The sequence below is a fragment of the Paenibacillus sp. BGI2013 genome (assembly GCF_002843485.1).
Lineage (GTDB): Bacteria > Bacillota > Bacilli > Paenibacillales > Paenibacillaceae > Paenibacillus > Paenibacillus amylolyticus.
The window spans coordinates 17,853-40,468 of the sequence record NZ_PJFA01000020.1; the positions used below are offsets into that span (position 1 = coordinate 17,853).

A 22,616-nucleotide genomic window follows, 5' to 3' on the forward strand; every position below is an offset into this window, starting at 1 on the left:
TGCGGAATATGCGGCGGAGGAGTCTGAATTCAGTCTCCCCCGCCGTTTGGCAGAGAAGAGGATATTCCTCTTCTTTTTGCGTTAGAAAGGAAGAAATGGAACATGATAAAAGAAGTCATTGTGGTGGAAGGCCGTGACGATACGGTAGCTATCCGTCGGGCCGTGGAAGCCGATACCATAGAAACAGGTGGATCAGCCATCAACCAACGCATTCTGAAGCGGATTGCGCTTGCTCAGGAGAGACGGGGAGTCATTGTACTGACAGATCCGGATCATGCTGGCGAACGCATTCGTAAAATCATTGCGAACAAGGTGCCTGGCTGCAAACATGCCTTCATTCCGGAAGCCGATGCAACGCGCAAAGGGGACATTGGGGTGGAGAATGCCTCACCAGAGGCGATCCGTCATGCTCTGGCGCGCGTACATACTTCATACGAAGGTGCTCCGAGCCTGATCGATTGGGAGGACCTGATCGCGGCAGGACTTATTGTGCATCCGCAGGCTGCTGCACGTCGTATGGAGATGGGCAATCTGCTGGGCATCGGTTATTGTAACGGTAAGCAGTTCCACAAACGTCTCAGTGTATTTCAGATTACACGGGAAGAATTCTCTACAGCATTAGCGCAAATTGAACGTGAAGGATTGTGAGCATATGAAGAACATGGAAGAGACGATTGAAATTGCAACGCCCAAGCGTACGAAAGAGATTATTCAAAGACACGGATTCTCATTTAAGAAAAGTCTGGGTCAGAACTTTCTGATCGATCAAAATATACTGAACAAAATCGTTAATGCAGCCGATCTGGACGAGTCTAAGGGCGCACTGGAGATCGGGCCGGGTATTGGAGCCCTCACGGAGCGACTGGCTCGGGTAGCCGGTCCCGTCACAGCCGTAGAGATTGACCAGCGCTTGATCCCAATCCTGGGAGAAGTGATGCAGCCTTATTCGAATGTACGTGTTCATCATGGGGATGTGTTGAAGCTTGATCTGGCTGAGTTGTTTAATACGGATTTTGCATCCGTGGACAAAGTCAGTGTCGTAGCTAACCTGCCTTATTATGTAACGACTCCAATCATGATGAAACTGCTGGAAGAGAAGCTGCCGGTAGACAGCATTGTTGTCATGATCCAAAAAGAAGTGGCTGAACGCATGGCTGCTGCACCAGGATCAAAAGACTACGGTAGTCTAAGCATCGCAGTTCAGTACTACAGTATGCCGGAACTTGTGTGTATTGTGCCTCCTACGGTCTTCATTCCGCAACCTAATGTGGAATCAGCTGTCATTAAGCTGAAGGTGCGTGAGCAGCCACCAGTGGAGATTCCGGATGAAGCACACTACTTCGAAGTGGTACAGGCTTCTTTTGCTCAGCGGAGAAAAACAATCTCAAACAACTTGAAGGCACGTTTCTTCACAAAGGAGAACCGGGAACAGGCAGACATTCTGCTGGAGCAGGCAGGTATTCAACCGTCCCGGCGTGGAGAGACATTGAGTCTGCAAGAGTATGCCACACTCAGCACCGTAATGTGGGAAGCTGGGGTACGTGCAGCGCTGTAAAATTTGAATGAACCAAACCGGGTCTTTGCCCATACGATGGGGTAGAGGTGATTACGTTGATGAATATCGGAGACTTGGTCGTTCGGAAGTCATACGGCGGCGATGTGACTTTTCGGGTGGAAGGCCTCCAGTTGGATGCTGCGGTCATTAAAGGGACTGAGTTCCGGCTGATTGCCGATTCCCCGGTGGACGATTTGATACAGGTTCCCTACGAACCACAAAGCGCCAAGACCAGACAGGCGCATATTAAAGCACATCAGACCCTGTCCCGTCTGCAGCAGAATCGTATGGAACAGGCTGAGCGGAATCGTGAAGGTCTGGTACAGGATTGGTCTGCCCAGCAGGAACCGGCTTATTTTGAAATGCCTGGAAAGGTGCTTCATCTGGATGGAGACCCGAACTATTTGAAAAAAAGTATGGATCTCTATGAGCAACTTCGTGTGCCCGCAGAGGGACAGTATGTCCATGAATCGGCAATGGCAGATACCTTATACCGCTTATTACCCAAAGTACGTCCGGATATCGTAGTTATTACGGGTCATGATGGGGTGTTAAAGACACGTCAGCCCTATGACTTATATAGTCTTGGTAGCTACAAGAACTCGCAAAATTTTGTGTCGGCTATTCAGGTGGCCAGACAATATGAACGCCATCTGGACGCCCTCACTATTGTTGCAGGGGCCTGTCAGTCCCATTTTGAGGCACTGCTGCGCGCTGGAGCGAACTTTGCCAGTTCCCCAGGCAGAATTCTCATTCATGCACTTGATCCGGTCTATGTGGCAGCCAAGGCCTCCTTTACCTCTGTGCGCGATACGGTCAACATGAGTGATGTTCTGCACAATACCATCAGTGGTAGCCAGGGTGTGGGTGGTGTCGAGACACGGGGGAGTTACCGGGTAGGTCTGCCTGGGCTGAATGATTTATCTACGCTAAAAGTGAACCCGTCGGCAGTCTGATGTAGGCCATTTAAAGTCCCAATTTGGGGCTTTTTTTGTTTGAAAAAAAATTCATTGACAACAACTTTTTGATGCTGATATAATAATTAGTTTTGATTTGACAATGACTGTAAAATCCGGTATAATGGACAAGAAAAGAGGTGGTCGTCGACAATGGCTAAAAACACGCTGTTGGATATCAAACGCAATCTCGATGCACATATTGGTCAGAAAATTATGTTGCGGGCTAATGGTGGCCGCCGTAAGACCATTGAGCGTACGGGTGTATTGGAAGAAACGTACCCTTCTGTTTTTATTGTTAAGCTTGATGAGGAGCAAGAAACCTTCAAGCGAGTATCTTATAGTTATGCGGATATACTTACGGAATCGGTGGAAGTCATGGTTTATGACCCGGGCAGCCAGACGCATAGCTCCTATATGGAGACGTAAGTATCGATTTACAGGCGATTCGCCCCACAAGGCGGATCGCTTTTTTGTTTTCTTTAAACACCAATTCTCCCTCTAACGTAACCCATACATACTCAGGAATGAGCGAGGAACGGTCGCGGCATACTATATGGACAGGTGAAGGGACAGTTTCTTAAGCAATGCAGGAAACTGAATATGGCCTGGTGACAAAATGTCCAAAACGTGAACGAACAACGAACTCATCACATTATGAAGGATACTTTGGAGGAGGATGGTTCATGAGTCGCAGAAGAAGAAGTGTCATGTCAGAGGATCTGAAGAATGAGCTCGCGAAAGATCTGGGCTTCTATGATACGGTGCAACAGGAAGGTTGGGGCGGAATTAAAGCCAAGGATGCAGGAAACATGGTAAAACGTGCAATTCAACTTGCTGAACAGGCTGCGCGCAAATCTTAATCCGTTTCAAGCAGACTGAAAAGCGGGGAAATCCGTCAGGAATAACCCCGCTTTTTCCCCTTAGATGCGGAATACAAATGACTTGACAGCCCCATTTTGATATAATATGTTAAGTTGTCTTAGGGAAAAGGTGAGGACGGGTGAACGCCTTGAAAATTTACGAAAAAGCGCCTGCTAAAATTAATTTGATGCTGGACGTTTTACATAAAAGAAGCGATGGATTCCATGAAGTTGAAATGATCATGACCATGGTCGATCTGGCTGATCGGCTGGAAATGTCGGAGCTGCCGCGAGATACTATTTTCATCTCCAGTCAGGCGGGTTATATCCCGCTCGACGAGAAGAATCTGGCTTTCCAGGCAGCCAGACTCATTAAGGAACGATATAACGTGCGTACGGGTGTCCATATTCATCTGGATAAAAAGATTCCAGTTGCAGCCGGACTTGCCGGCGGCAGCAGTGATGCGGCAGCAGCGCTGCGTGGATTGAACCGTCTGTGGCGGTTGAATATACCGGATCACGAACTTCAGGAGCTTGGGGCTGAACTTGGGTCGGATGTTCCATTCTGTATCACAGGAGGGACTGCACTCGCTACAGGCCGTGGTGAGAAGTTAACTCCCATTCCTAATCCGCCGCAGTGCTGGGTAATTCTGGCCAAGCCTCCGATTAATGTGTCTACAGCCGATGTGTACGGAAGGTTCCGCAGTGACAAGATTGTTCGTCATCCGAGTGCAGCTAAAATGGAGCAGGCTATACGCAATCAATCATTTACGGAAGTCTGTGACCAGATGGGCAATGTGCTTGAAGATGTGACGTTGAAGCTGTATCCGGAAGTTCAGCATCTGAAGGATGCCATGATTCGATTGGGTGCAGACGGCGTGTTAATGTCTGGTAGCGGTCCAACGGTATTTGGTCTGGTTTCCAAAGAATCCAAGGTTGCCCGGATATACAATGGTCTGCGTGGGTTCTGTAAAGAAGTGTATGCTGTACGTATGTTAACGTAAAATTCGCTTTTATAATGTACAAACACGTATAAAGGTGTTATATTCTTAAATAATTATTCGGATTTGGATGTTTCCGTGATCGTGAGGATGGATCTCTGTGAAGAAGTTAAAACGAAGCGCAAGGCTGGTTGAAATGACGCAATACTTATTGTCCAGACCGCATACGGTTATTCCGTTGACCACATTTGCCGAACGTTATGGTGCCGCAAAGTCTTCAATTAGTGAAGATTTGGCGATTATCAAAGAAGTGTTCGAAGAAGGTGGGTCAGGAGAACTGCATACACTGGCTGGAGCAGCCGGGGGAGTAAGATGGATTCCGAAGGTATCCCGAGAACTGGCACTGGCATTTGCGGAGCGGCTCTCGACCCAGCTCGCGCAACCTGATCGGATCTTGCCTGGAGAATACCTGTATATGTCCGACTTGCTTGGTCAGCCCGCATTGATGAATGAAGCCGGCAAGATTTTTGCAACGGCCTTTGGCAATATGAATATTGATGTGGTTATGACGGTAGAAACCAAAGGAATTCCATTGGCTTATGCGACCGGAGCCCAGCTCAACCTGCCTGTCGTGCTCGTACGCAGGGACCATCAGGCTACAGAAGGATCGGCCGTAAGTATCAATTATGTATCCGGGTCCCACAAAAGTCTGCATACCATGTCCCTCTCTCGTAGGGCGATGCGTGAGCATTCCAGAGTACTTATTGTGGATGACTTCATGAAGGCCGGGGGTACGGTGCAAGGAATGATCGATCTTTTGGCCGAGTTTAATGCTACAGTAGCCGGGGTAGGGGTACTGGTGGAATCTGGTTCTGTGGATTCAGAAGAACGCCTGTTAACAGATTACGTATCTCTGGCGAAACTGACAGCGGTTGATGCCAAGAGCAGACAGATTTCCGTCAAGCCTGGCAACTATTTTGACCTGTAGAAAGATGACGAATGTTATGTCGTTAAAAGGTCTTTTCCATCGACCTGGCACTAACGTTGTCGAATTGTGTATTAAATAAAAAAATTCCTGAAATTAGGAAATTTTTGTGGTTATAAAAAGAAGGAGTTCGTATATGCTGTGTGGAATTATACACCAAGTTCTGATGGAAAAAGGTGGTGAACACACACATGCAAATTACGGATGTCAGACTCCGCCGTGTTAACTCGGAGGGGAGAATGAAGGCTATCGCATCCATTACCATCGATAACGAATTCGTCGTTCATGACATTCGTGTCATTGATGGTAACAACGGAATGTTTGTTGCTATGCCGAGCAAACGTACTCCTGATGGAGAGTTCCGTGATATCGCCCACCCGATCTCTTCCGGTACGCGTGAGAAGATTCAGGCAGCAGTTTTGACTGAATACGATCGTGCGGCAACTGAGGAAGAAGTCATTGAAGAAGGTGCCTGAGAACATTATTGGGGTTCGAAGGAAAAGAGAGCCATGTCTTATGGCTCTCTTTTCTTTTTGACCGGAATAAGATATATTCAGTATTGAGTTTATTAGCAGAGAACAAAAAGCGCATCGTGCGCTTGGTGGCAGGGCGGCATCTTAGGAATCATTGGGATTCGGTTAAGCTCGCAGGTACACGGCGTATACATATAGGTCACGATTCGTTGGTGTCCGCGTTGTTACGTGTGATTACAGAGACAGCAGGCGATGAACAGGACCGGCTTGAAGCCGGCTGAACGATACTCATTGGATATAGATCAGCAATGCATTTCAATGGGATTTTCAGAACAGGAGGTCGTTAATTTTGAAACGAATGGCAATCGTTCTTGCCGCAGGGCAAGGAAAACGAATGAAATCAAAATTGTACAAAGTACTGCATCCCGTATGCGGTAAACCTATGGTTGGACATGTGCTGGATGCAGCACTCAGCGCAGGCGTTGAACGCAGTGTAGTTGTAGTCGGTCATGGTGCCGAAGCGGTGCAGTCATTTTTGGGTTCCAGAGCGGAGTATGCACTTCAGGCGGAACAACTGGGTACAGGTCATGCAGTGAAGCAGGTTAAATCCTTGCTTGGCGGTGAAACTGGCTCTACGATTGTGGTCTGCGGAGATACACCACTTGTGACCAGTGAGACGTTGGAAGGTCTGATGAAGCTGCATGAGAGCAGCGGAGCAGCAGCCACAGTTCTTACGGCTCAGTTGGACAATCCCAAAGGTTATGGCCGCGTCATTCGCGGAGAAGATGGATCTGTACAACGGATTGTGGAACAAAAGGATTGCACAGAGCAGGAAGATGCTGTGAATGAGATTAACACAGGCACATACTGTTTCGATAATGCAAAATTGTTCGCTGCCTTGGAAAAAGTGACGAACCAGAACGCTCAGGGAGAGTATTATCTCACAGACGTAGTTGGCATTTTCCGCAATGATGGAGAAGTGGTTGAAGCTTACATGTCGGATGACATCGCAGAATCCATCGGGGTTAACGACCGACTTGCACTTTCGCAAGCCGAAGCCTTCATGCGTGAACGTCTTGCCGTACGCCATATGTTGAACGGTGTGACAATCATTGATCCGTCATCGACATATATCGGAGCGGATGTTACGATTGGATCAGATACAGTTTTGTATCCGGGGACGATCCTCAAAGGCACAACTTCCATCGGTGAAGCATGTCATATTGGTCCTCAGGCAGATGTGGAAGACAGCGTTATTCAGGACGGAGTTACAATTAAACATTCGGTAGTATCCAATGCCGAGGTTGGTTCTGATGCAACGGTAGGTCCATTTGCTAATTTGCGTCCAGGGACTAAGCTGGGTCGCAACGTAAAAATTGGTGACTTTGTTGAAGTGAAAAATGCTACAATTGATGAAGGTTCCAAAGTATCTCATCTCAGCTATATTGGGGATGCCAAAGTAGGGAAAAACGTAAATGTTGGATGCGGGGCAATAACTGTCAATTATGATGGTTATAATAAAGCTGTGACAACGATTGAAGATGATGCTTTTGTAGGCAGCAACGTCAATCTGATTGCACCGATTACGGTAGGAAAAGGCGCTTATGTGGTTGCTGGCTCCACCGTTACCCATTCCGTTCCCGAGAATGATCTGGCCATTGCTCGTCCACGTCAGGAGAATAAACCTGGTTATGCGGAGAAGATTCGCGGACGTGCCAAAGCCAAGAAACAAAATGCCAAACCCCAATAAGGGGTTTTGATAACAAGATTGCCTCCCGAAGATCGGGGAGGTGCCGACATGTCGCAGACGCTTATTGATTCCAATGAACCAGCACGGAGGGTTTTTATTTTATGACTTATTTTGATTCGAAATTAAAAATATTTACTTGCAATTCTAACCCCAAGCTTGCCCATCAAATTGCTGATTATATCGGGATCCCCATGGGTGAATCTCACACAACCAGCTTTAGTGATGGCGAGATTCAAGTGAAACTCTCCGAGAGTGTTCGGGGTTGTCACGTTTATATCGTGCAGTCCACTTGCTTGCCGGTTAATGATAACCTGATGGAAATGCTCGTTATGATTGATGCACTCAAACGGGCATCTGCCAAGACGATTAACGTCGTTATTCCTTACTATGGCTATGCAAGACAGGATCGCAAGGCACGTTCACGTGACCCAATTACTGCGAAACTGGTTGCCAACCTGATCGAAAAAGCGGGTGCAACCCGTGTCATCGCGATGGACTTGCATGCAATGCAGATTCAGGGATTCTTCGACATTCCGGTTGACCATTTGCTTGGCGTGCCAATTCTGGCTCAATATTTCCGGTCGAAACAGATCGAAAATCCGGTTGTTGTGTCGCCTGACCACGGTGGCGTAGTGCGCGCACGTAAACTGGCTGATTTCCTGAATGCACCCCTGGCGATTATCGATAAACGTCGTCCTGAGCCAAATGTGAGCGAAGTGATGAACATTATCGGTAACATCGAGGGTAAAACAGCTATCCTGATCGATGACATTATTGACACGGCGGGAACGATTGTACTGGGAGCGAATGCTCTGATGGAAGGCGGCGTAAAAGAAGTATACGCGTGCTGTACTCACCCGGTATTGTCCGGACCTGCGATGGAACGTTTGGAGAATGCACCATTGAAGGAAGTCATCGTAACGGATACTATTCCAATTACGCATGCTAATCCGACAAGCAAACTCAAAGTGTTGTCTGTAGCGCCTTTGCTCGGAGAAGCGATTATCCGGGTTCATGAGGAATTGTCAATCAGCAAGCTGTTTGAAATTGAATAAGGATGTCTGCATAAAGTAGTAGAGGGGTTACGTTTTCCGGTTCAATGGAAAATGTAACCCCTGTCGGCGTGCCGTTTTATTAAGAGTGAAACAGACACTGGTCAGCTAATACCCGGGGCGGGAGATAAATCGGAAACGACGCCGATGAAAAAGCGTGTCGGCAATTTCGACGAATTGATTATCGAAACGTGTGATTAGACCAATCTCAATATGGGTGTCGCGGTCGTATACCTGTACAGGTACGTGATATTCGAGATGATAGATAAAATCGCTATGTTGAGTCAGTTGTCCATTGTCTTCGCGCAAAACCCGCTCACCTTCCTGGGTCGATAAAATATTAACTGTGAACACTACAGTAAATCGATCTTTACTTTCTTGATATTATATGAAATATAAGATTCGAAGTCTATGCCTCACCTCAGGCTAATCCGAAGGAGGGAACAAGATGAAGTGGATTGTCGGACTTGGAAATCCAGGCTCAAACTATGCCAAAACCCGTCATAATATCGGTTTTATGGCACTGGATCGGTTGGCTGATCGTCATAATATCTCCATTACACAGAATAAATGTAAAGCGCTGATTGGAGAAGGCAATATTGGCGGTGTGAAAACCGTACTGATCAAACCAATGACCTATATGAACTTGTCTGGTGAATCGGTTCGAGCATATATGGATTTTTATAAAGTTAGTCTTGAAGATCTGATTGTTGTGTACGACGACATGGATACAGAGATTGGCAAAGTCAGATTGCGTTACCAAGGTAGTGCAGGCGGACATAATGGAATCAAGTCCATTATTCAGCATACCGGTACACAGCAGTTTAACCGGGTGCGCATGGGAATATCCCGGCCTGAACCAGGACATGCCATTGTTGATTATGTACTGTCGACATTCATGAAGAAAGAAAAGGAAGCCCTTGATCAGACCATTGAGCAAACATGTGATGCCCTGGAGCATAGCTTGACTCATACGTTTGAACAAACAATGGCGAAGTTTAACGGTTAATTTTGTAAGACATACTGGTAAAATGATCATAAAGACGGGTTCGATTCAGCCATACTGGACATACTGGATGTATAAACCATGTTCAGGAGGCATAAACATGTCAGTGAATTACGTATGTAGGCATTGCCGTACCTTTATTGGACGAATCGATTCTGCCCGGATAACGGAAGTAGAGCTCGGTTTTCATTTCTTGACCCCCGACGAGCGGAGGGATATAATAGCGTATAATTCCGGTGGTGACATTACCGTTCGGATTACATGTGATTACTGTAAGGAAGCCCTGGAGCACAATCCGGAGCTTAGCCTGCTCGCGAGTCCGCTTCAGTAGACATCGCCTGTACAGGATCGAATGACAGTTGAGGGCGGTTGCGTAATAACGCTCCACCTTTTATAGCCTTGGCAGCCTGCTGAGGCTTCTTTTCAGTTGGCATGAAAGTCATGGCTATCTCGAAATCAGGCTCAGCCGCATCAACAGATGTGGCAATGTTGCGAGTAATCCGATATGATGAAACAGGACAAAAAGGAATTTGTATCCATTTTAATAGTGATGCTACGCGTATGCGTGAGATAATCAAGTAAGTTATAAGAGAGGTGCCCCTTTTGTTACAAGCACTTATACAGGCTTTTTCCAAAGATCCGGACTTCGGATCCATTACAGCCGGAATCAAATCCGGCATGAAGGAACAATTGGTTTCGGGTCTATCCGGCTCGGCGCGTCAGATTATGCTGGCTGCTCTGCATCAGGAAATGAACCGACCATTGCTCGTAGTAACACATAATATGTTTTCAGCACAAAAAATTGCAGAAGATTTACAGGAAGCGCTTTCACCTGATCAGGTGTTAATCTATCCTGCCAACGAACTTGTCGCTGCGGAAGCTGCTGTTTCCAGCCCGGAAACATTGGGTCAGCGTATTGATGTGTTGGTCCGCTGCGCCCAGGGATTCAGGGGCGTTGTTGTTATTCCTTTTTCCGGGGTAAGACGTTATGTTCCGCTTCCAGAAGTGATGGCCAATGCTCGAATTTTGATTAAACAGGGTAACACACTTCAACTGGACTCCTTCCTGCTGGAGATGGTAAAGCTCGGGTACGAGCGTGTGGAACGCGTGGAATCTCGTGGTGAGATGAGTGTACGCGGAGGTATCATCGACTTCTATCCGGTTACTTCATCGATCGCATATCGGGTGGAGTTATTTGATGATGAGATCGACTCCATTCGGACATTTGATCCAGCCGATCAGCGTTCGATTGAACGGATTGAAGAAATTACGGTTTTACCATGCAAGGAGTTAATTGCAGATCGTGAACGTATGGAAAAGGCTGCCGATGCGGCTGCTCTTTTGCTGGAGCAACAGCTGGAGAAAATGACGGACCGGCAGGCGAAGTTGCGTCTTCGTGAGGAAATTCACCGGGAGATTGAGCTTTTGCGGGAACACGTGTATTTCTCCGAAATGTATAAATATATTTCTCCGCTCTATCCGGAGAACAAAACGATCTACGACTATATGCCAGAAGATACCCTGCTGGTTCTTGATGAGCCTGCCAGACTATCGGAGACATCGAAACAGCTGGACCGTGATGAATCAGAGTGGAACCTACATTTGATGCAAAACGGAAAAACACTTCCGGATCTTCCATTATCCGCAGACGGTGATGAACTCTTGTATGAGCGTCCATTCCAGACGCTGTTTATGTCGATCTTTTTGCGCCAAGTTCCACACACTCAACCACAAAACATTCTGAACTTCATCAGTCGTGGCATGCAGGATTTCCATGGACAGATGAACGTACTGAAGGCAGAGATGGAGCGTTGGCAGAAGGCCGGAGTCAAAGTGCTCATGCTGGCGAACGGTGAGGAGCGACTCGAGCGGATGCGCCGGGTACTGATGGACTATGATATTCCAGAGCCAGAGATGATGATTGGTAATTTGCAAACGGGATTTGAAATGCCGTCCATTCATTTGGCTGTTGTGACCGAGGGCGAGATGTTCTCGCAAAAACAGCGTAAAGTACGCAAACCGATTCGGAATGTGGATAATGCTGAACGGATCAAATCATATAGCGAGCTAAAAGTGGGCGATTATGTCGTTCATCAGAACCACGGGATTGGTAAGTACCTGGGGATCGGCACCCTCGAGGTTGGCGGTATTCATAAGGACTACATGCATATTCTCTATGCGGGTGGAGACAAACTGTCTGTACCTATTGAGCAGATCGATCTGATTCAGAAATATGTTGGTTCCGAAGAGAAAGAACCGAAAATATACAAGCTGGGCGGCAATGAGTGGACACGGGTTAAAAATAAAGTTCGCACATCCGTACAGGATATTGCTGATGATCTGATTAAGCTGTATGCAGAGCGTCAGACCTCCAAAGGGTTTGGATTCGACAAGGATTCTGCGGAGCAGCAGGAGTTTGAGGACATGTTCCCTTACGATGAGACACGTGATCAGGTGCGTGCGATCGAAGAAATCAAAAAAGACATGGAACAAAACCGTCCAATGGATCGTTTATTGTGTGGGGATGTTGGTTACGGCAAAACCGAGGTGGCTATTCGGGCTGCATTTAAAGCAGCTATTGAAGGCAAACAGGTGGCTGTACTCGTGCCAACAACCATTTTGGCACAGCAGCATTTTGAGACGTTCCGTGAGCGCTTCTCCGGTTATCCGTTCAACATTCATGTGCTTAGCCGGTTCCGTTCCCGTAAAGAGCAGAATGAAACAGCGAAAGGCATCAAGGCAGGTACAGTGGATATTGTCATCGGGACACATCGATTGCTGTCGCAGGATCTAGTGTTCAAAGACCTGGGACTGCTCATTGTTGATGAAGAACAGCGCTTCGGTGTAACCCATAAGGAAAAACTGAAGAAGCTGAAAACCAATGTAGACGTGCTGACACTGACGGCAACGCCGATTCCGCGTACGCTTCATATGTCCATGCTGGGTGTGCGTGATCTGTCCGTTATTGAGACTCCACCAGAGAATCGTTTCCCGGTGCAGACCTATGTGGTTGAACACAGCCAGGCGCTTGTTCGTGAAGCCATTGAGCGTGAGCTTGCCCGTGGTGGGCAAGTGTATTACCTCTACAACCGTGTTCAGGGAATCCAGGAGATGGCAGCCGAAATTTCTGAACTTGTGCCTGAAGCCAAAGTTGGTGTAGGACATGGTCAGATGTCGGAAACAGAGCTGGAGAAAACGATTCTGGACTTCCTGGATGGTGAATATGACGTGCTTGTGAGCACAAGTATCATCGAGACCGGGGTAGATATTCCGAACGTAAATACACTGATCGTACATGATGCGGATAAAATGGGACTCTCCCAGCTGTATCAACTGCGCGGACGTGTGGGTCGTTCCAACCGTATTGCGTATGCCTATTTTACGTACCAACGGGATAAAGTGCTTACTGAAGTTGCTGAGAAACGTCTGCAATCAATCAAAGAATTTACCGAACTGGGTTCAGGATTCAAAATTGCCATGCGTGACTTGTCGATTCGTGGTGCGGGAAATCTGCTAGGAGCGGAGCAGCATGGTTTCATCGCTTCCGTCGGGTTTGATCTGTATTCCCAGATGCTTGCAGAGGAGATCAACAAACGCAAAGTTACGATGCTTGGCGAAGAGCCGGTACCTTCAGACCAGTGGAACACAACCCTGGATCTCAGTATCGATGCCTACTTGCCGTCCGATTATATCTATGACAGTATTCAGAAGATTGAGATCTACAAAAAAGTGGCGGTCATTGCATCCTTCGACGATGCGATGGAGTTGGAAGACGAATTGGTTGACCGATTCGGTGATCTTCCGGAAGCCGTCATTAACTTGCTGGCTGTTGCGCGGATGAAAGTATACGGCAAAATCTACGGTATTGAGTCCATTTCCCAACGTGGTGAGGACATTACCGTGAAGTTCTATGAAGGGCGTGAACATGCCTTTGAACTCTCGAAAATCGCGCACATTGGAAATCAGTTCGAAAGACGTGTACAATTTGAACAAGGACCCCATATGCTGATTCACGCTAAAGGCAAGGGGCTTGGGGATAAGCAACTGATGGAGCTGGTAGAGAAAATTCTGGAGTCCATGAAAACTGCTTTTAAATCAAAGGGGGAACTAAAGGATGTTACCAAAGTATAAAAAAGTAGGAAAAGTACTGTCTGTGAGCATGGTCGCAGTACTATCCTTATCACTGCTTGCTGCATGTGGCAAGAAAGAAGAAGCAAAAACACCGGAATCGACGGATACAAGTGCTGTAGTCGCTACGTATGATGGTGGTACTATTACAGCCAATGAATTCGATATGGAGCAACGTGTCATGAAATTCCTCTATCCGGAGTATGCACAAATGATGGATATGGACGATTTCAAAGAGTATCTGGTGAAACAGGAAGTTGCTTATGAATATCTGAGTGGCAAAGCAAGTGAAGAAGCCAAAACAGCAGGTACAAAAGCGGCAACTGAGCAATTCGATAAAATGAAAGCTTCTGTTCAGGCAGATCAATGGACAGAAATGCTCAAAGCTCAGAAACTGACTGACGACAACATTAAAGACTACATGACTCGGATCATGACAGTAATCAAAGATAAAGAAACAGGCGTTACGGACGATGCAATCAAGGCTGAGTTTGAGAAAAACAAAGATCAGTTCACAACGGCTTCCGTTCGTCACGTGCTGATTAACTTCACAGATCCAAAAACGCAAAAAGAGCGTAAAAAAGAAGATGCACTTAAAATTGCAAAAGAAGTAAAAACCAAGCTGGATGGCGGAGCTGATTTTGCTGAAATTGCAAAAAAATATTCCGAAGATCCAGGTTCTGCTGAAAAGGGTGGACTGTATGAAAATACACCTGTAGGTAGCTGGGTGGAAGCATTTAAGGAAGCTGCAAAAACATTGCCACTGAATAAGATCAGTGATCCAGTAGAGACAGAGTACGGTTACCACGTCATGAAAGTGGAAGCTCGTACTGAAGCTGACTTTGCCAAATTGACGGCTGAACAAAAAGAAAGTCTGAAGAGCCAATTGGCTGCAGCCGAAATCGATACGTTCATGCAAAATGAATTGGACAAAATCGTAAAAGAAGTTAAACTGCCAAAAACAGAAAAAGCTGAAGAAGGTAAGACTGAAGGCACAACTGAAGGCACTACGGGTACAGGAACTGAAGGAGAAAAAACAACCGAACCAAAAACGGATGACTCCACAGGTACGGATACCAAGACTGACCAAGGTACGACTGGAACAGACAAAGATGCAACTACAGATGAAGGTACAAGCAGCAAGTAAGCTGGTAAAATTGCTGTGTTAGCATACGTTCAGGGTTGAATTCGCCCGAATGAATGCCTTGTACTACGTAAATATGGACAACCATACAGAGAAGCAAGGGGAGGACTTAGGACCTCCTTCTTGCTTCTTCTTTTATATATTCAAGTCGTATGGGTACATGGTCGCCTTCTTCGAAAGTTACACAACTATATTCTCCGAAGCATGTATAAGGAAATGGGAACAGATGAATACTATGGTCAAGATATCACACTAAACGTTCTGGGACTTTCCTCTACCCATTAAGGAACAGTAGTTGAAAAATCTTCTCGAGAAAGTGGGGCAACATGTGAAATGAAAGCTACTGGTATTGTCCGCCGTATAGATGACCTTGGTCGTGTGGTCATTCCAAAAGAAATCCGCCGTACGTTACGTATTCGTGAAGGTGATCCACTGGAAATTTTCGTGGATCGTGATGGAGAAGTTATCCTTAAAAAATATTCGCCAATTGGCGAACTTGGTGATTTTGCCAAAGAATATGCAGAATCCCTGTATGAGAGTACAGGACATGTAACGATGATTTCTGACCGGGATACCATTATCACGGTGGCAGGCGGCTCCAAGAAAGAATATTTGGACAAGCAGGTAGGTCAGCTGTTAGAGGGATGTATGGAAAACAGGAAGACCATTCTGGAAACAAACAATGGTTCTTATGAACTTAGCAAAGATCATGACGAGACGTTATCCTCTTTTGTTATTGCGCCGATTATTTCAGGTGGTGACCCCATCGGAACGGTTATCCTGTTTAATAAGGATGAATCGGTGAAGATGTCTCAGATGGAAGTGAAGATGTCTGAGACGGCTGCTGGTTTCCTTGGCAAGCAAATGGAACAATAGACCGCAGATCAACTCCTGGTGCCCTGTCTTGGGCATACGGGAGTTTTTGCATTTTAAGGGACAACGAAGTTAATCCGGATGATTGTGATGGGGGAGGGTTAGTCTGTGTGCCTCCAGGCAGTTATAATAGCAGGGTATGCTTAAAAGGATTACGCGGGAGGGACTTATGAAACAGCCGTCTACAGGCTCAAGGCTGCTACAGGGTGCATTTATACTTGGGCTTGCTGCCATTATCTCTAAAATCATTGGTGCTTTTCAGAAGATTCCGCTGCAGAATCTGGGGGGAGACGGTGTATTTGGCATCTACAATACGGTATATCCGTTATATATGCTCATTATCACGCTTGCTGCTGCAGGGCTGCCGCTGGCCGTATCCAAATTCGTAGCAGAACAGAACGCACTTGGAAGACCAGACGAGAGCAGAAGAATTATTCGACTATCTTCCCTACTGCTCGGGGGAATTGGAATTATAATGGCGCTCTTGATGTATGCAGGTGCGCCACTGATCGCTGACATGATTGGCAACCGCCATGTGGTTCCATCGATTCGTGCAGCTTCATGGGCGTTATTGTTCGTACCGGTGATGACAGGGCTGCGGGGATATTTTCAGGGATTACAACAGATGGTTCCAACAGCGGTATCACAAGTGGTGGAGCAGACGATACGTGTCACCGTCATGATTGTTTTGCTTCTGTGGTTGATGAGACGGGATGCTTCGCTTGAGACTATTGCTGCTGGTGCCATGATGGGCTCCGTTGCTGGTGGGATGGTTGGGCTGTTAACCATGTTAGGGTACATGGTCCGTCACCGGCGAAAAGGCAGGGAAGCAGTCACCGAACAGTTGAATTCGGAATGGAGCAGTAACAGCGGAGAGGTTGGATCAGATCGTCATGAGCGTCAGGAGAATACACCGGTTACGCCGCTGAAAAAAACGGTGAGTGCTATTAACCCGGCTCTGGCAGAAAGATCACGATCCAATGGTGAGTGGATCAAGACGCTGCTCATGTACGCCATTCCCGTCTGTCTCGGGTCGCTGGCTGTACCGCTGATGAATCTGGTGGATACCTTCACCGTGCCCCGATTGCTACGGGGAGAAGGACTGGATGAGCTTCAGTCGATGGTTTCCTTTGGCATCTACAACCGTGGATTGCCGCTGGTTCAATTGGTGACGATGCTGGCTACGTCACTATCTGTGCTCTTTATTCCGGCGATGGCGGAAGTCCGGTTAAAGGGCGGGCCAGAAGCCGTCCGGCAGCAAGCAGGCCTCGCGCTGCGCTGGTTCTGGTTGATCGGCCTGGCGGCATCCGCGGGTCTCGCGGTGCTGGCGGAGCCGATTAACCGCATGCTGTACGGAGATGCCGCAGGCACCGAAGCACTGCGGTACATGGCGCTGACGGCTGCGGGCAGCACCGTCAGCATTATTGCGGCGGCGCTGCTGCAAGGCCTCGGCGCCGTGCGCGCACCCGCGTTCAGCATGCTGGCCGCCGCAGGCGTCAAGGCGCTGCTGAACGTTATGCTTGTGCCGGCGCTGGGCATCAGCGGCGCGGCCCTGGCAGGCGCAGTCGCCTACATGCTGGCGGCTGGCCTGAATGTGGCGCTGCTGGCGCGGCTTATCGCCCTGCGCCCTGCCCCTGACGCCGCCCTAGCGAAGCCGGCGCTGGTAATCGCCGCCATGAGTCTGGCGGCGGTAGGCACGGCCTGGGCCGCCGAAGCGATGCTCGGCGGCATGGGTGTCGCGGCCGACCGCAGGCTGGCCGCGATGGGCGTGAGCCTGCTGGGCATTGCCGCAGGCTCGGCCGTGTTCTTGCTGGCGGCGGCCCGGACAGGGCTACTGACCGCCGCGGAGCTGGCGGCTGTGCCCAAGTTGGGGCCTCGCCTTGCCAAGCTACTGCGCAGACTGCGTGTGCTGCGCTAGCTCCATGCTCACGGTGCTTCTACACCCAGCACAGCGAATATGCAATTATAGGATATCGAATGATTCTGGTATAATACGTGTAATTAGTCCTGTTCAGGCATGATGAATCAGTTAGCCTGGACAGGATAGTCCGGATGGAGGTTTACGTAATGAGTGCAGCTTTAACCGTAGTGGGTCTTGGATCTGGAGATGCAGACCAACTGACCGTAGGTATTATCAAAAAAATGAAACATGCAGCTACGCTGTATGTACGTACCCTGGATCATCCCGTTTTGAATGATCTGAAGCAAGAGGGACTGGTAATGACCTCATTTGATGCCATCTATGAGGCGAAGTCCTCCTTCCCCGAGGTGTATGATGAGATCGCGAACCAACTGATAGAGGCTGCTCGTAAGGGTGAGGCCGGAACCGAAGTTGTGTATGCCGTTCCGGGTCATCCCATGGTGGCAGAAGCAAGTGTGCGCCTACTCAAAGAGCGTTGTCCGCAGATGGGTATTTCACTGCGTGTGATGGGCGGGGAGAGCTTCCTAGATGAAGCTTTTATACGACTTGGATTCGATCCAATCGAAGGTTTTCAACTTCTGGATGCCAGCAGCCTGAACACGGAACTGGTACAACCACAGCTACATACGTTGATCGGACAAGTCTACGATGTGTTCACTGCTTCCGATGTGAAGCTATGCCTGATGGAGGTTTACCCGGATGATTATCCGGTATTTGTGGGTCATGCGTTGGGTGTGGAGGGTCAGGAGGTCATTCACAAGATTCCATTGCACGAACTGGACCGGATCGAAGGGTACGGCAATCTGTCACTGATCTATGTACCGAAGAACACCGATGATGCCTTGCGTCGCAGATCCTTTGCGCGTTTGCATGAGATCGTCAATATTCTTCGCAGTCCGGGTGGCTGTCCATGGGATCAGGAGCAGACGCATCAATCCATTCGCAAAAACCTGATTGAAGAGACCTATGAGGTCATTGAGACGATCGATGAGGATGACCCCGACCATATGAAAGAAGAGCTGGGTGATCTGCTGCTGCAGATTTTATTGCACTCCCAGATGGAAGAAGAAGTGGGTACATTTAATGTGTATGATGTCATCGAAGGTTTGAATGATAAGCTGATCTTCCGCCATCCACATGTGTTTGGCGATAATCAGGCAGAAGATGCGAATGAAGCTCTTCAGAACTGGGAACAGATGAAGGCAGAGGAGAAGAAGCGCAAAGGCCAGGATCAGCAGAAGGTTTCCGTGCTGGATGGTATACCGCGTGACTTGCCTGCATTGATGAAGGGATACAAGTTACAGAAGAAAGCAGCCAAAGTAGGCTTTGACTGGGATGATGTTGAAGGTGTGTTTGCCAAGATCGAGGAAGAACTGGCGGAGTTGAAAGAAGCGGTGCAACAAGGCCAGTCTGCGGAAGAACGGAAGCTCGAACTGGGTGATTTATTATTCGCAGCCGCAAACGTTGCAAGATTCATCGATACGGACCCGGAAGAGGCGCTTGCTGCGACCAACCGCAAGTTTGTCGGGCGGTTCCAGTACATCGAAGAGCGTCTTCGCGAACAGGGAAGAACACCAGCAGATAGCAATGTAGAAGAGATGGAGCAATTCTGGCAGGATGCGAAGAAGGCAGGATTATAACAGGTTCAATTTTCTGGGAAAAGCCAGATAACCTTATTCCATCATGTTATGCAGTGTGTTATGATATACGAACATGTGTTCATCTGTGTTGACTGGGATAGGTGTTTAGCGACGGATGGTTTCGGGTACTGGTCTTAGACTGTTGCCTGCGTACCATCGACAAAAAGCTAAAAAAAGTCGCGGACTAAGGCAGGATTTCAGATGCCAAGCCAGAATACATGTGTAGTGACCTAACGCGAATCAGCGGCAATCGATGTATTGTCAGGAATCGCAGATACTTTTTTTTCAATTTGGGAGGCTTTTAAAAATGAACAAAACAGATCTGATTAACAACATTTCAACCAAAAGTGGTTTGACTAAAAAAGACGTTGAGTCCGTATTGAACGGCTTTTTGGGAGAAATTACAGATGCACTTGCCAGCGGAGACAAAGTACAATTGATCGGCTTTGGCACTTTTGAGACCCGCAAACGTTCCGGTCGTACCGGACGTAACCCACAAACAGGGAATGAAATCGTGATTCCTGAGTCCACTGTTCCTGCATTCAAAGCAGGCAACAAACTTAAAGAAGCCGTAAAATAATGCGTCTTGATAAATTCCTGAAGGTCTCCCGGCTAATCAAACGCCGCACTGTGGCCAAGGACGTCTCTGAACAGGGACGTGTTCTGGTGAACGGACGTGAAGCTAAGCCCAGCGCCGCTGTCAAAGTGGGCGATGAGCTGACGGTTCAGTTCGGTCAGAAACTGGTCACTGTGAAGGTGGAACGAATTGCCGAGAGTACCAAGAAGGATGAGGCGAGCAGCCTCTACACCTTGGTGAAGGAAGAGCCGATCGCCAAGGATAACGGAATGAACTGGTAACAGTACATCTGGTATAAATATTCATTCAATGCAAGTTGAATCGAAACGTCCTCCTGTAACAGGGAAGGGCGTTTTTGTTTTTTACTGAATGCCGGGTTATTTGTTCAACAACGCTGGTTCTATTCCAACCTCCACACCCATAAGCTAGGTGTAAGAAGGAGGGGTACATGCCATGGTTGAGCACGGTAAGGCCAAACAGCATCATCTGAGCATGCAGAATCGGAAACTGCTGGATCTGACGGGTGTCTCCAACGTGGAGAGCTTCGACAGTGAGGAATTTTTGCTGCAGACTGAACTTGGGCATCTGACCATCCGGGGGCACAATTTACATATCAAAAACCTGAGCCTGGAGGAAGGTCTGTTATCCATTGAAGGCACAGTCAGTTCGCTCCAATATCTGGACCCCGGTTCCCAGTCCAAAAATGGTAAAGGCCTGTTTGGCAAGATGTTCCGATGAGTCCGGATACTCAATGGATCACATTGATGTGGATGCTTACCTCGGGGGTCGTGATGGGAATGGCCTACGACAGTTACCGGGTACTGTCCGGACAGCTGCGGTTTCCGAGATGGAGTATTCACACGCTCGATCTGTTGTACTGGGTTGCTTCCGCGCTGTTCGTTTTTCGGATGCTATACGCCGGAAACCACGGACAGTTGCGGTTTTATGTCTTTTTGGGGCTGATTATAGGGGTTTGCTTCTATTTTTGGCTTTTAAGTGTTACAACCCAGCGTTTTGTGGTAATGTTAATTAAACTCGCAAGAACGCTGATTCATTGGTGTGGACATATCCTTAACATCCTGATCGTTATGCCGGCTAAAGGAATTTATAAGTTAATTCGCGTATTATTCGGTTTTGTAATTGCGATACTATTATTCCTGGGCAGGCTGGTGCTACAGTGTTTGGTACCTTTCGGCAAGTTGTTCCGCTGGATGTTTAGGCCGCTCCTGAAACATTGGGTAACGCCACGCTTCATGATCCGTGTGGGTACAAGAATTGCAGCGATGTGGAAACGCTGGTTTTAAGGAGGTCCGTAATGGGTAAAACACCTGTGGGCAGATCAAAGGCTCCAACTAACCAAGGAAAATCTGCCGGTGCAAAAAGGCGCCTCATGCTTTGGATGACGTTTATGATTGTATTTGTAATATGGGCAGGATATACATTCCTTGTGCAGACTGCACAAATTTCGGACAAGAGTTCTCATCTGGCCACTCAGCAAGCTTCAAAGGAAGATACGTTGAAGAAGCTGGAACAGTTGAAGTACGAAGTCAGCCGGTTGAATGACCCTGAATACATAGGACAGCTGGCACGGAAAAAAGGATATTATCTTCCTGAGGAAACGCCGATCCAGGTTGAAGAGTCAGGGAACTGATGGAATTCGGTCTATTACCGAGCTAGGTTTGTTATCCGTGTGTCTGAAGCCGTTAAACCGGAAAAAATAGGCTCTCTGATGGGGTAGTGTTCAGTTGACCTTGGTTTATGGCATAAGGTATAATTACATTAGCGCAGCATTGATTTTGGCATTCAAAAAATCGGGTTGTATATTTTTAAGGGAGGATCATTTTATTCTATGGCAATTGAAGTGGGCACCAAGTTAGAGGGCAAGGTGACAGGAATCACGCATTTTGGAGCATTTGTGGATCTGTCAGGAGGTGTCACGGGTCTCGTTCACATCTCGGAAATCGCCGACAATTACGTCAAAGATGTCAACGACCACCTGAAGCTGAATGACCTCGTTACAGTGAAGGTTATCAACGTTGACAAGGATGGCAAGATCGGACTTTCCATTAAGCAAGCTGTTGACAAACCGGTTGAGCAACAAACCCAATCTAGACCCCCGAGAGCTCCTAGACCGGAACGCAGTGGAGGAGATCGCGAACGATTCAGCGGCGGAGGCCCAAGTGGTGGCCAAGGTCGTGGTGGTGGCGGCGGTGGATTTAACCGTGGTGACCGCGGAGGCCGTTCTTTCAAGCCCGCAGCAGGCAAACCTTCATTTGAGGATAAAATGTCACGCTTCCTGAAAGATAGTGAAGAGCGGATCTCTTCGCTTAAGAAGAACACAGAAGGCAAACGCGGAGGCCGTGGAGCCAAGCGTGTGTAATCTGTCACAACCTGATCTAAACATATAAGTAAAACCGTTAGCCCATGGGCTAACGGTTTTTTTGCGTTTCTTTCACAGATAAGTAGTTGAATAGCTTTTTTTGTAAGGTGAAGCTCCATATCCCCAGTTTTTCTGCACGGAAAAATGAAACCATAAGAACATTTGTCGTCTACCATTTTTTACCGACAGGTTTCCGTGGCATTCCACAGTTATCCTGCTCAAATGGTGGCGAGACCAAACCATCTCCGGTTCAAAATCAGACATTCCGATTGTCGGAATCAAGTAGGAGAATGAATGAAACCACAATAAGGCCGGGGTTTCGCTCCACCGCGCCAGGCTTGTTTCTTTTGTCGTAAACTTTTTGGACCCTGC

25 protein-coding genes are annotated in these 22,616 nt (G+C 47.8%); 24 read left to right on the forward strand and 1 reads right to left on the reverse strand.

The genetic code is table 11. From position 1 onward, the window contains the following. Positions 1-102: 102 nt before the first annotated feature. The 11 genes from rnmV to CXK86_RS29425 all read left to right on the forward strand — a co-directional run bounded on the left by rnmV (position 103) and on the right by CXK86_RS29425 (position 8,578). A complete protein-coding gene (rnmV, locus tag CXK86_RS29375) occupies positions 103-648 on the forward strand; it encodes a ribonuclease M5 (protein WP_017691379.1) in 546 nt (181 codons plus the stop codon). A gap of 4 nt (positions 649-652) precedes the next feature. Then, complete coding sequence (rsmA, locus tag CXK86_RS29380; protein WP_100528122.1) at positions 653-1,555, forward strand: 16S rRNA (adenine(1518)-N(6)/adenine(1519)-N(6))-dimethyltransferase RsmA; 903 nt, start codon at positions 653-655, stop codon at positions 1,553-1,555. A gap of 59 nt (positions 1,556-1,614) precedes the next feature. Continuing rightward, positions 1,615-2,511 carry a sporulation peptidase YabG gene (yabG, locus tag CXK86_RS29385; RefSeq protein WP_017691377.1) on the forward strand — a complete coding sequence of 299 codons (897 nt, stop codon included), beginning with the start codon at positions 1,615-1,617 and terminating at the stop codon, positions 2,509-2,511. A gap of 153 nt (positions 2,512-2,664) precedes the next feature. After that, entirely contained in the window at positions 2,665-2,940 is a 276-nt protein-coding gene (veg, locus tag CXK86_RS29390; RefSeq protein ID WP_017691376.1) for a biofilm formation stimulator Veg, read from the forward strand. Between the two features lie 257 nt (positions 2,941-3,197). Further along, positions 3,198-3,374 (forward strand): small, acid-soluble spore protein, alpha/beta type, encoded by a 177-nt coding sequence (locus CXK86_RS29395; RefSeq protein WP_017691375.1) that lies wholly within the window; start codon positions 3,198-3,200, stop codon positions 3,372-3,374. A 149-nt stretch (positions 3,375-3,523) separates the two neighbouring features. Further along, positions 3,524-4,378, forward strand: coding sequence for a 4-(cytidine 5'-diphospho)-2-C-methyl-D-erythritol kinase (gene ispE / locus CXK86_RS29400; RefSeq protein ID WP_026081373.1), 855 nt, complete (start codon positions 3,524-3,526; stop codon positions 4,376-4,378). Between the two features lie 97 nt (positions 4,379-4,475). Beyond that, entirely contained in the window at positions 4,476-5,303 is an 828-nt protein-coding gene (purR, locus tag CXK86_RS29405; protein WP_017691373.1) for a pur operon repressor, read from the forward strand. A 188-nt stretch (positions 5,304-5,491) separates the two neighbouring features. Beyond that, positions 5,492-5,776 carry a septation regulator SpoVG gene (gene spoVG, locus CXK86_RS29410; RefSeq protein ID WP_017691372.1) on the forward strand — a complete coding sequence of 95 codons (285 nt, stop codon included), beginning with the start codon at positions 5,492-5,494 and terminating at the stop codon, positions 5,774-5,776. Positions 5,777-5,859: 83 nt separating this feature from the next. Then, entirely contained in the window at positions 5,860-6,054 is a 195-nt protein-coding gene (locus CXK86_RS29415) for a hypothetical protein (protein ID WP_124118801.1), read from the forward strand. A gap of 77 nt (positions 6,055-6,131) precedes the next feature. Beyond that, positions 6,132-7,523, forward strand: coding sequence for a bifunctional UDP-N-acetylglucosamine diphosphorylase/glucosamine-1-phosphate N-acetyltransferase GlmU (gene glmU, locus CXK86_RS29420; RefSeq protein WP_260633062.1), 1,392 nt, complete (start codon positions 6,132-6,134; stop codon positions 7,521-7,523). Positions 7,524-7,624: 101 nt separating this feature from the next. Further along, the gene (locus CXK86_RS29425; RefSeq protein WP_017691370.1) at positions 7,625-8,578 is read left to right on the forward strand and encodes a ribose-phosphate diphosphokinase; all 954 of its coding nucleotides are present in this window, start codon (positions 7,625-7,627) and stop codon (positions 8,576-8,578) included. 105 nt (positions 8,579-8,683) lie between these two features. On the opposite strand, the gene CXK86_RS29430 is transcribed toward CXK86_RS29425, so the two are convergent. Then, the gene (locus CXK86_RS29430) at positions 8,684-8,884 is read right to left on the reverse strand and encodes a hypothetical protein (RefSeq protein ID WP_024633712.1); all 201 of its coding nucleotides are present in this window, start codon (positions 8,882-8,884) and stop codon (positions 8,684-8,686) included. Between the two features lie 139 nt (positions 8,885-9,023). Between CXK86_RS29430 and pth the strand changes: the two genes are divergently transcribed. The 13 genes from pth (at position 9,024) to CXK86_RS29495 (ending at position 22,244) form a co-directional block, all read left to right on the forward strand. Beyond that, positions 9,024-9,584 carry an aminoacyl-tRNA hydrolase gene (pth, locus tag CXK86_RS29435; RefSeq protein ID WP_036606126.1) on the forward strand — a complete coding sequence of 187 codons (561 nt, stop codon included), beginning with the start codon at positions 9,024-9,026 and terminating at the stop codon, positions 9,582-9,584. Positions 9,585-9,681: 97 nt separating this feature from the next. Then, positions 9,682-9,912, forward strand: coding sequence for an anti-sigma-F factor Fin (gene fin / locus CXK86_RS29440; protein ID WP_017691368.1), 231 nt, complete (start codon positions 9,682-9,684; stop codon positions 9,910-9,912). Positions 9,913-10,184: 272 nt separating this feature from the next. After that, positions 10,185-13,712, forward strand: coding sequence for a transcription-repair coupling factor (gene mfd, locus CXK86_RS29445; protein ID WP_036606125.1), 3,528 nt, complete (start codon positions 10,185-10,187; stop codon positions 13,710-13,712). After that, a complete protein-coding gene (locus tag CXK86_RS29450) occupies positions 13,696-14,856 on the forward strand; it encodes a peptidylprolyl isomerase (protein WP_036668467.1) in 1,161 nt (386 codons plus the stop codon). Before mfd ends, CXK86_RS29450 begins: the two co-directional genes overlap by 17 nt. A gap of 330 nt (positions 14,857-15,186) precedes the next feature. Continuing rightward, positions 15,187-15,729: a stage V sporulation protein T gene (spoVT, locus tag CXK86_RS29455; RefSeq protein WP_036606123.1), complete on the forward strand. Its 543-nt coding sequence runs from the start codon at positions 15,187-15,189 to the stop codon at positions 15,727-15,729. Positions 15,730-15,895: 166 nt separating this feature from the next. Beyond that, positions 15,896-17,644, forward strand: a complete 1,749-nt coding sequence (locus tag CXK86_RS29460; protein WP_101315026.1) for a putative polysaccharide biosynthesis protein — start codon at positions 15,896-15,898, stop codon at positions 17,642-17,644. Positions 17,645-17,793: 149 nt separating this feature from the next. Then, positions 17,794-19,287, forward strand: coding sequence for a bifunctional methyltransferase/pyrophosphohydrolase YabN (yabN, locus tag CXK86_RS29465; protein WP_036668465.1), 1,494 nt, complete (start codon positions 17,794-17,796; stop codon positions 19,285-19,287). A 307-nt stretch (positions 19,288-19,594) separates the two neighbouring features. After that, on the forward strand, positions 19,595-19,867 hold the full coding sequence (locus CXK86_RS29470) for an HU family DNA-binding protein (RefSeq protein WP_017691362.1): 273 nt from the start codon (positions 19,595-19,597) through the stop codon (positions 19,865-19,867). After that, positions 19,867-20,145, forward strand: a complete 279-nt coding sequence (locus CXK86_RS29475) for an RNA-binding S4 domain-containing protein (protein ID WP_036606120.1) — start codon at positions 19,867-19,869, stop codon at positions 20,143-20,145. The genes CXK86_RS29470 and CXK86_RS29475 overlap by 1 nt, the downstream gene beginning before the upstream one ends. Positions 20,146-20,317: 172 nt before the next feature. Beyond that, positions 20,318-20,602 (forward strand): sporulation protein YabP, encoded by a 285-nt coding sequence (gene yabP, locus CXK86_RS29480; RefSeq protein ID WP_036606119.1) that lies wholly within the window; start codon positions 20,318-20,320, stop codon positions 20,600-20,602. Beyond that, positions 20,599-21,168 carry a spore cortex biosynthesis protein YabQ gene (yabQ, locus tag CXK86_RS29485; RefSeq protein WP_017691359.1) on the forward strand — a complete coding sequence of 190 codons (570 nt, stop codon included), beginning with the start codon at positions 20,599-20,601 and terminating at the stop codon, positions 21,166-21,168. Before yabP ends, yabQ begins: the two co-directional genes overlap by 4 nt. An 11-nt stretch (positions 21,169-21,179) precedes the next feature. Continuing rightward, a complete protein-coding gene (locus CXK86_RS29490) occupies positions 21,180-21,515 on the forward strand; it encodes an FtsB family cell division protein (protein ID WP_017691358.1) in 336 nt (111 codons plus the stop codon). A 198-nt stretch (positions 21,516-21,713) separates the two neighbouring features. Then, positions 21,714-22,244, forward strand: a complete 531-nt coding sequence (locus CXK86_RS29495) for a S1 domain-containing RNA-binding protein (RefSeq protein ID WP_017691357.1) — start codon at positions 21,714-21,716, stop codon at positions 22,242-22,244. Positions 22,245-22,616: the final 372 nt, after the last annotated feature.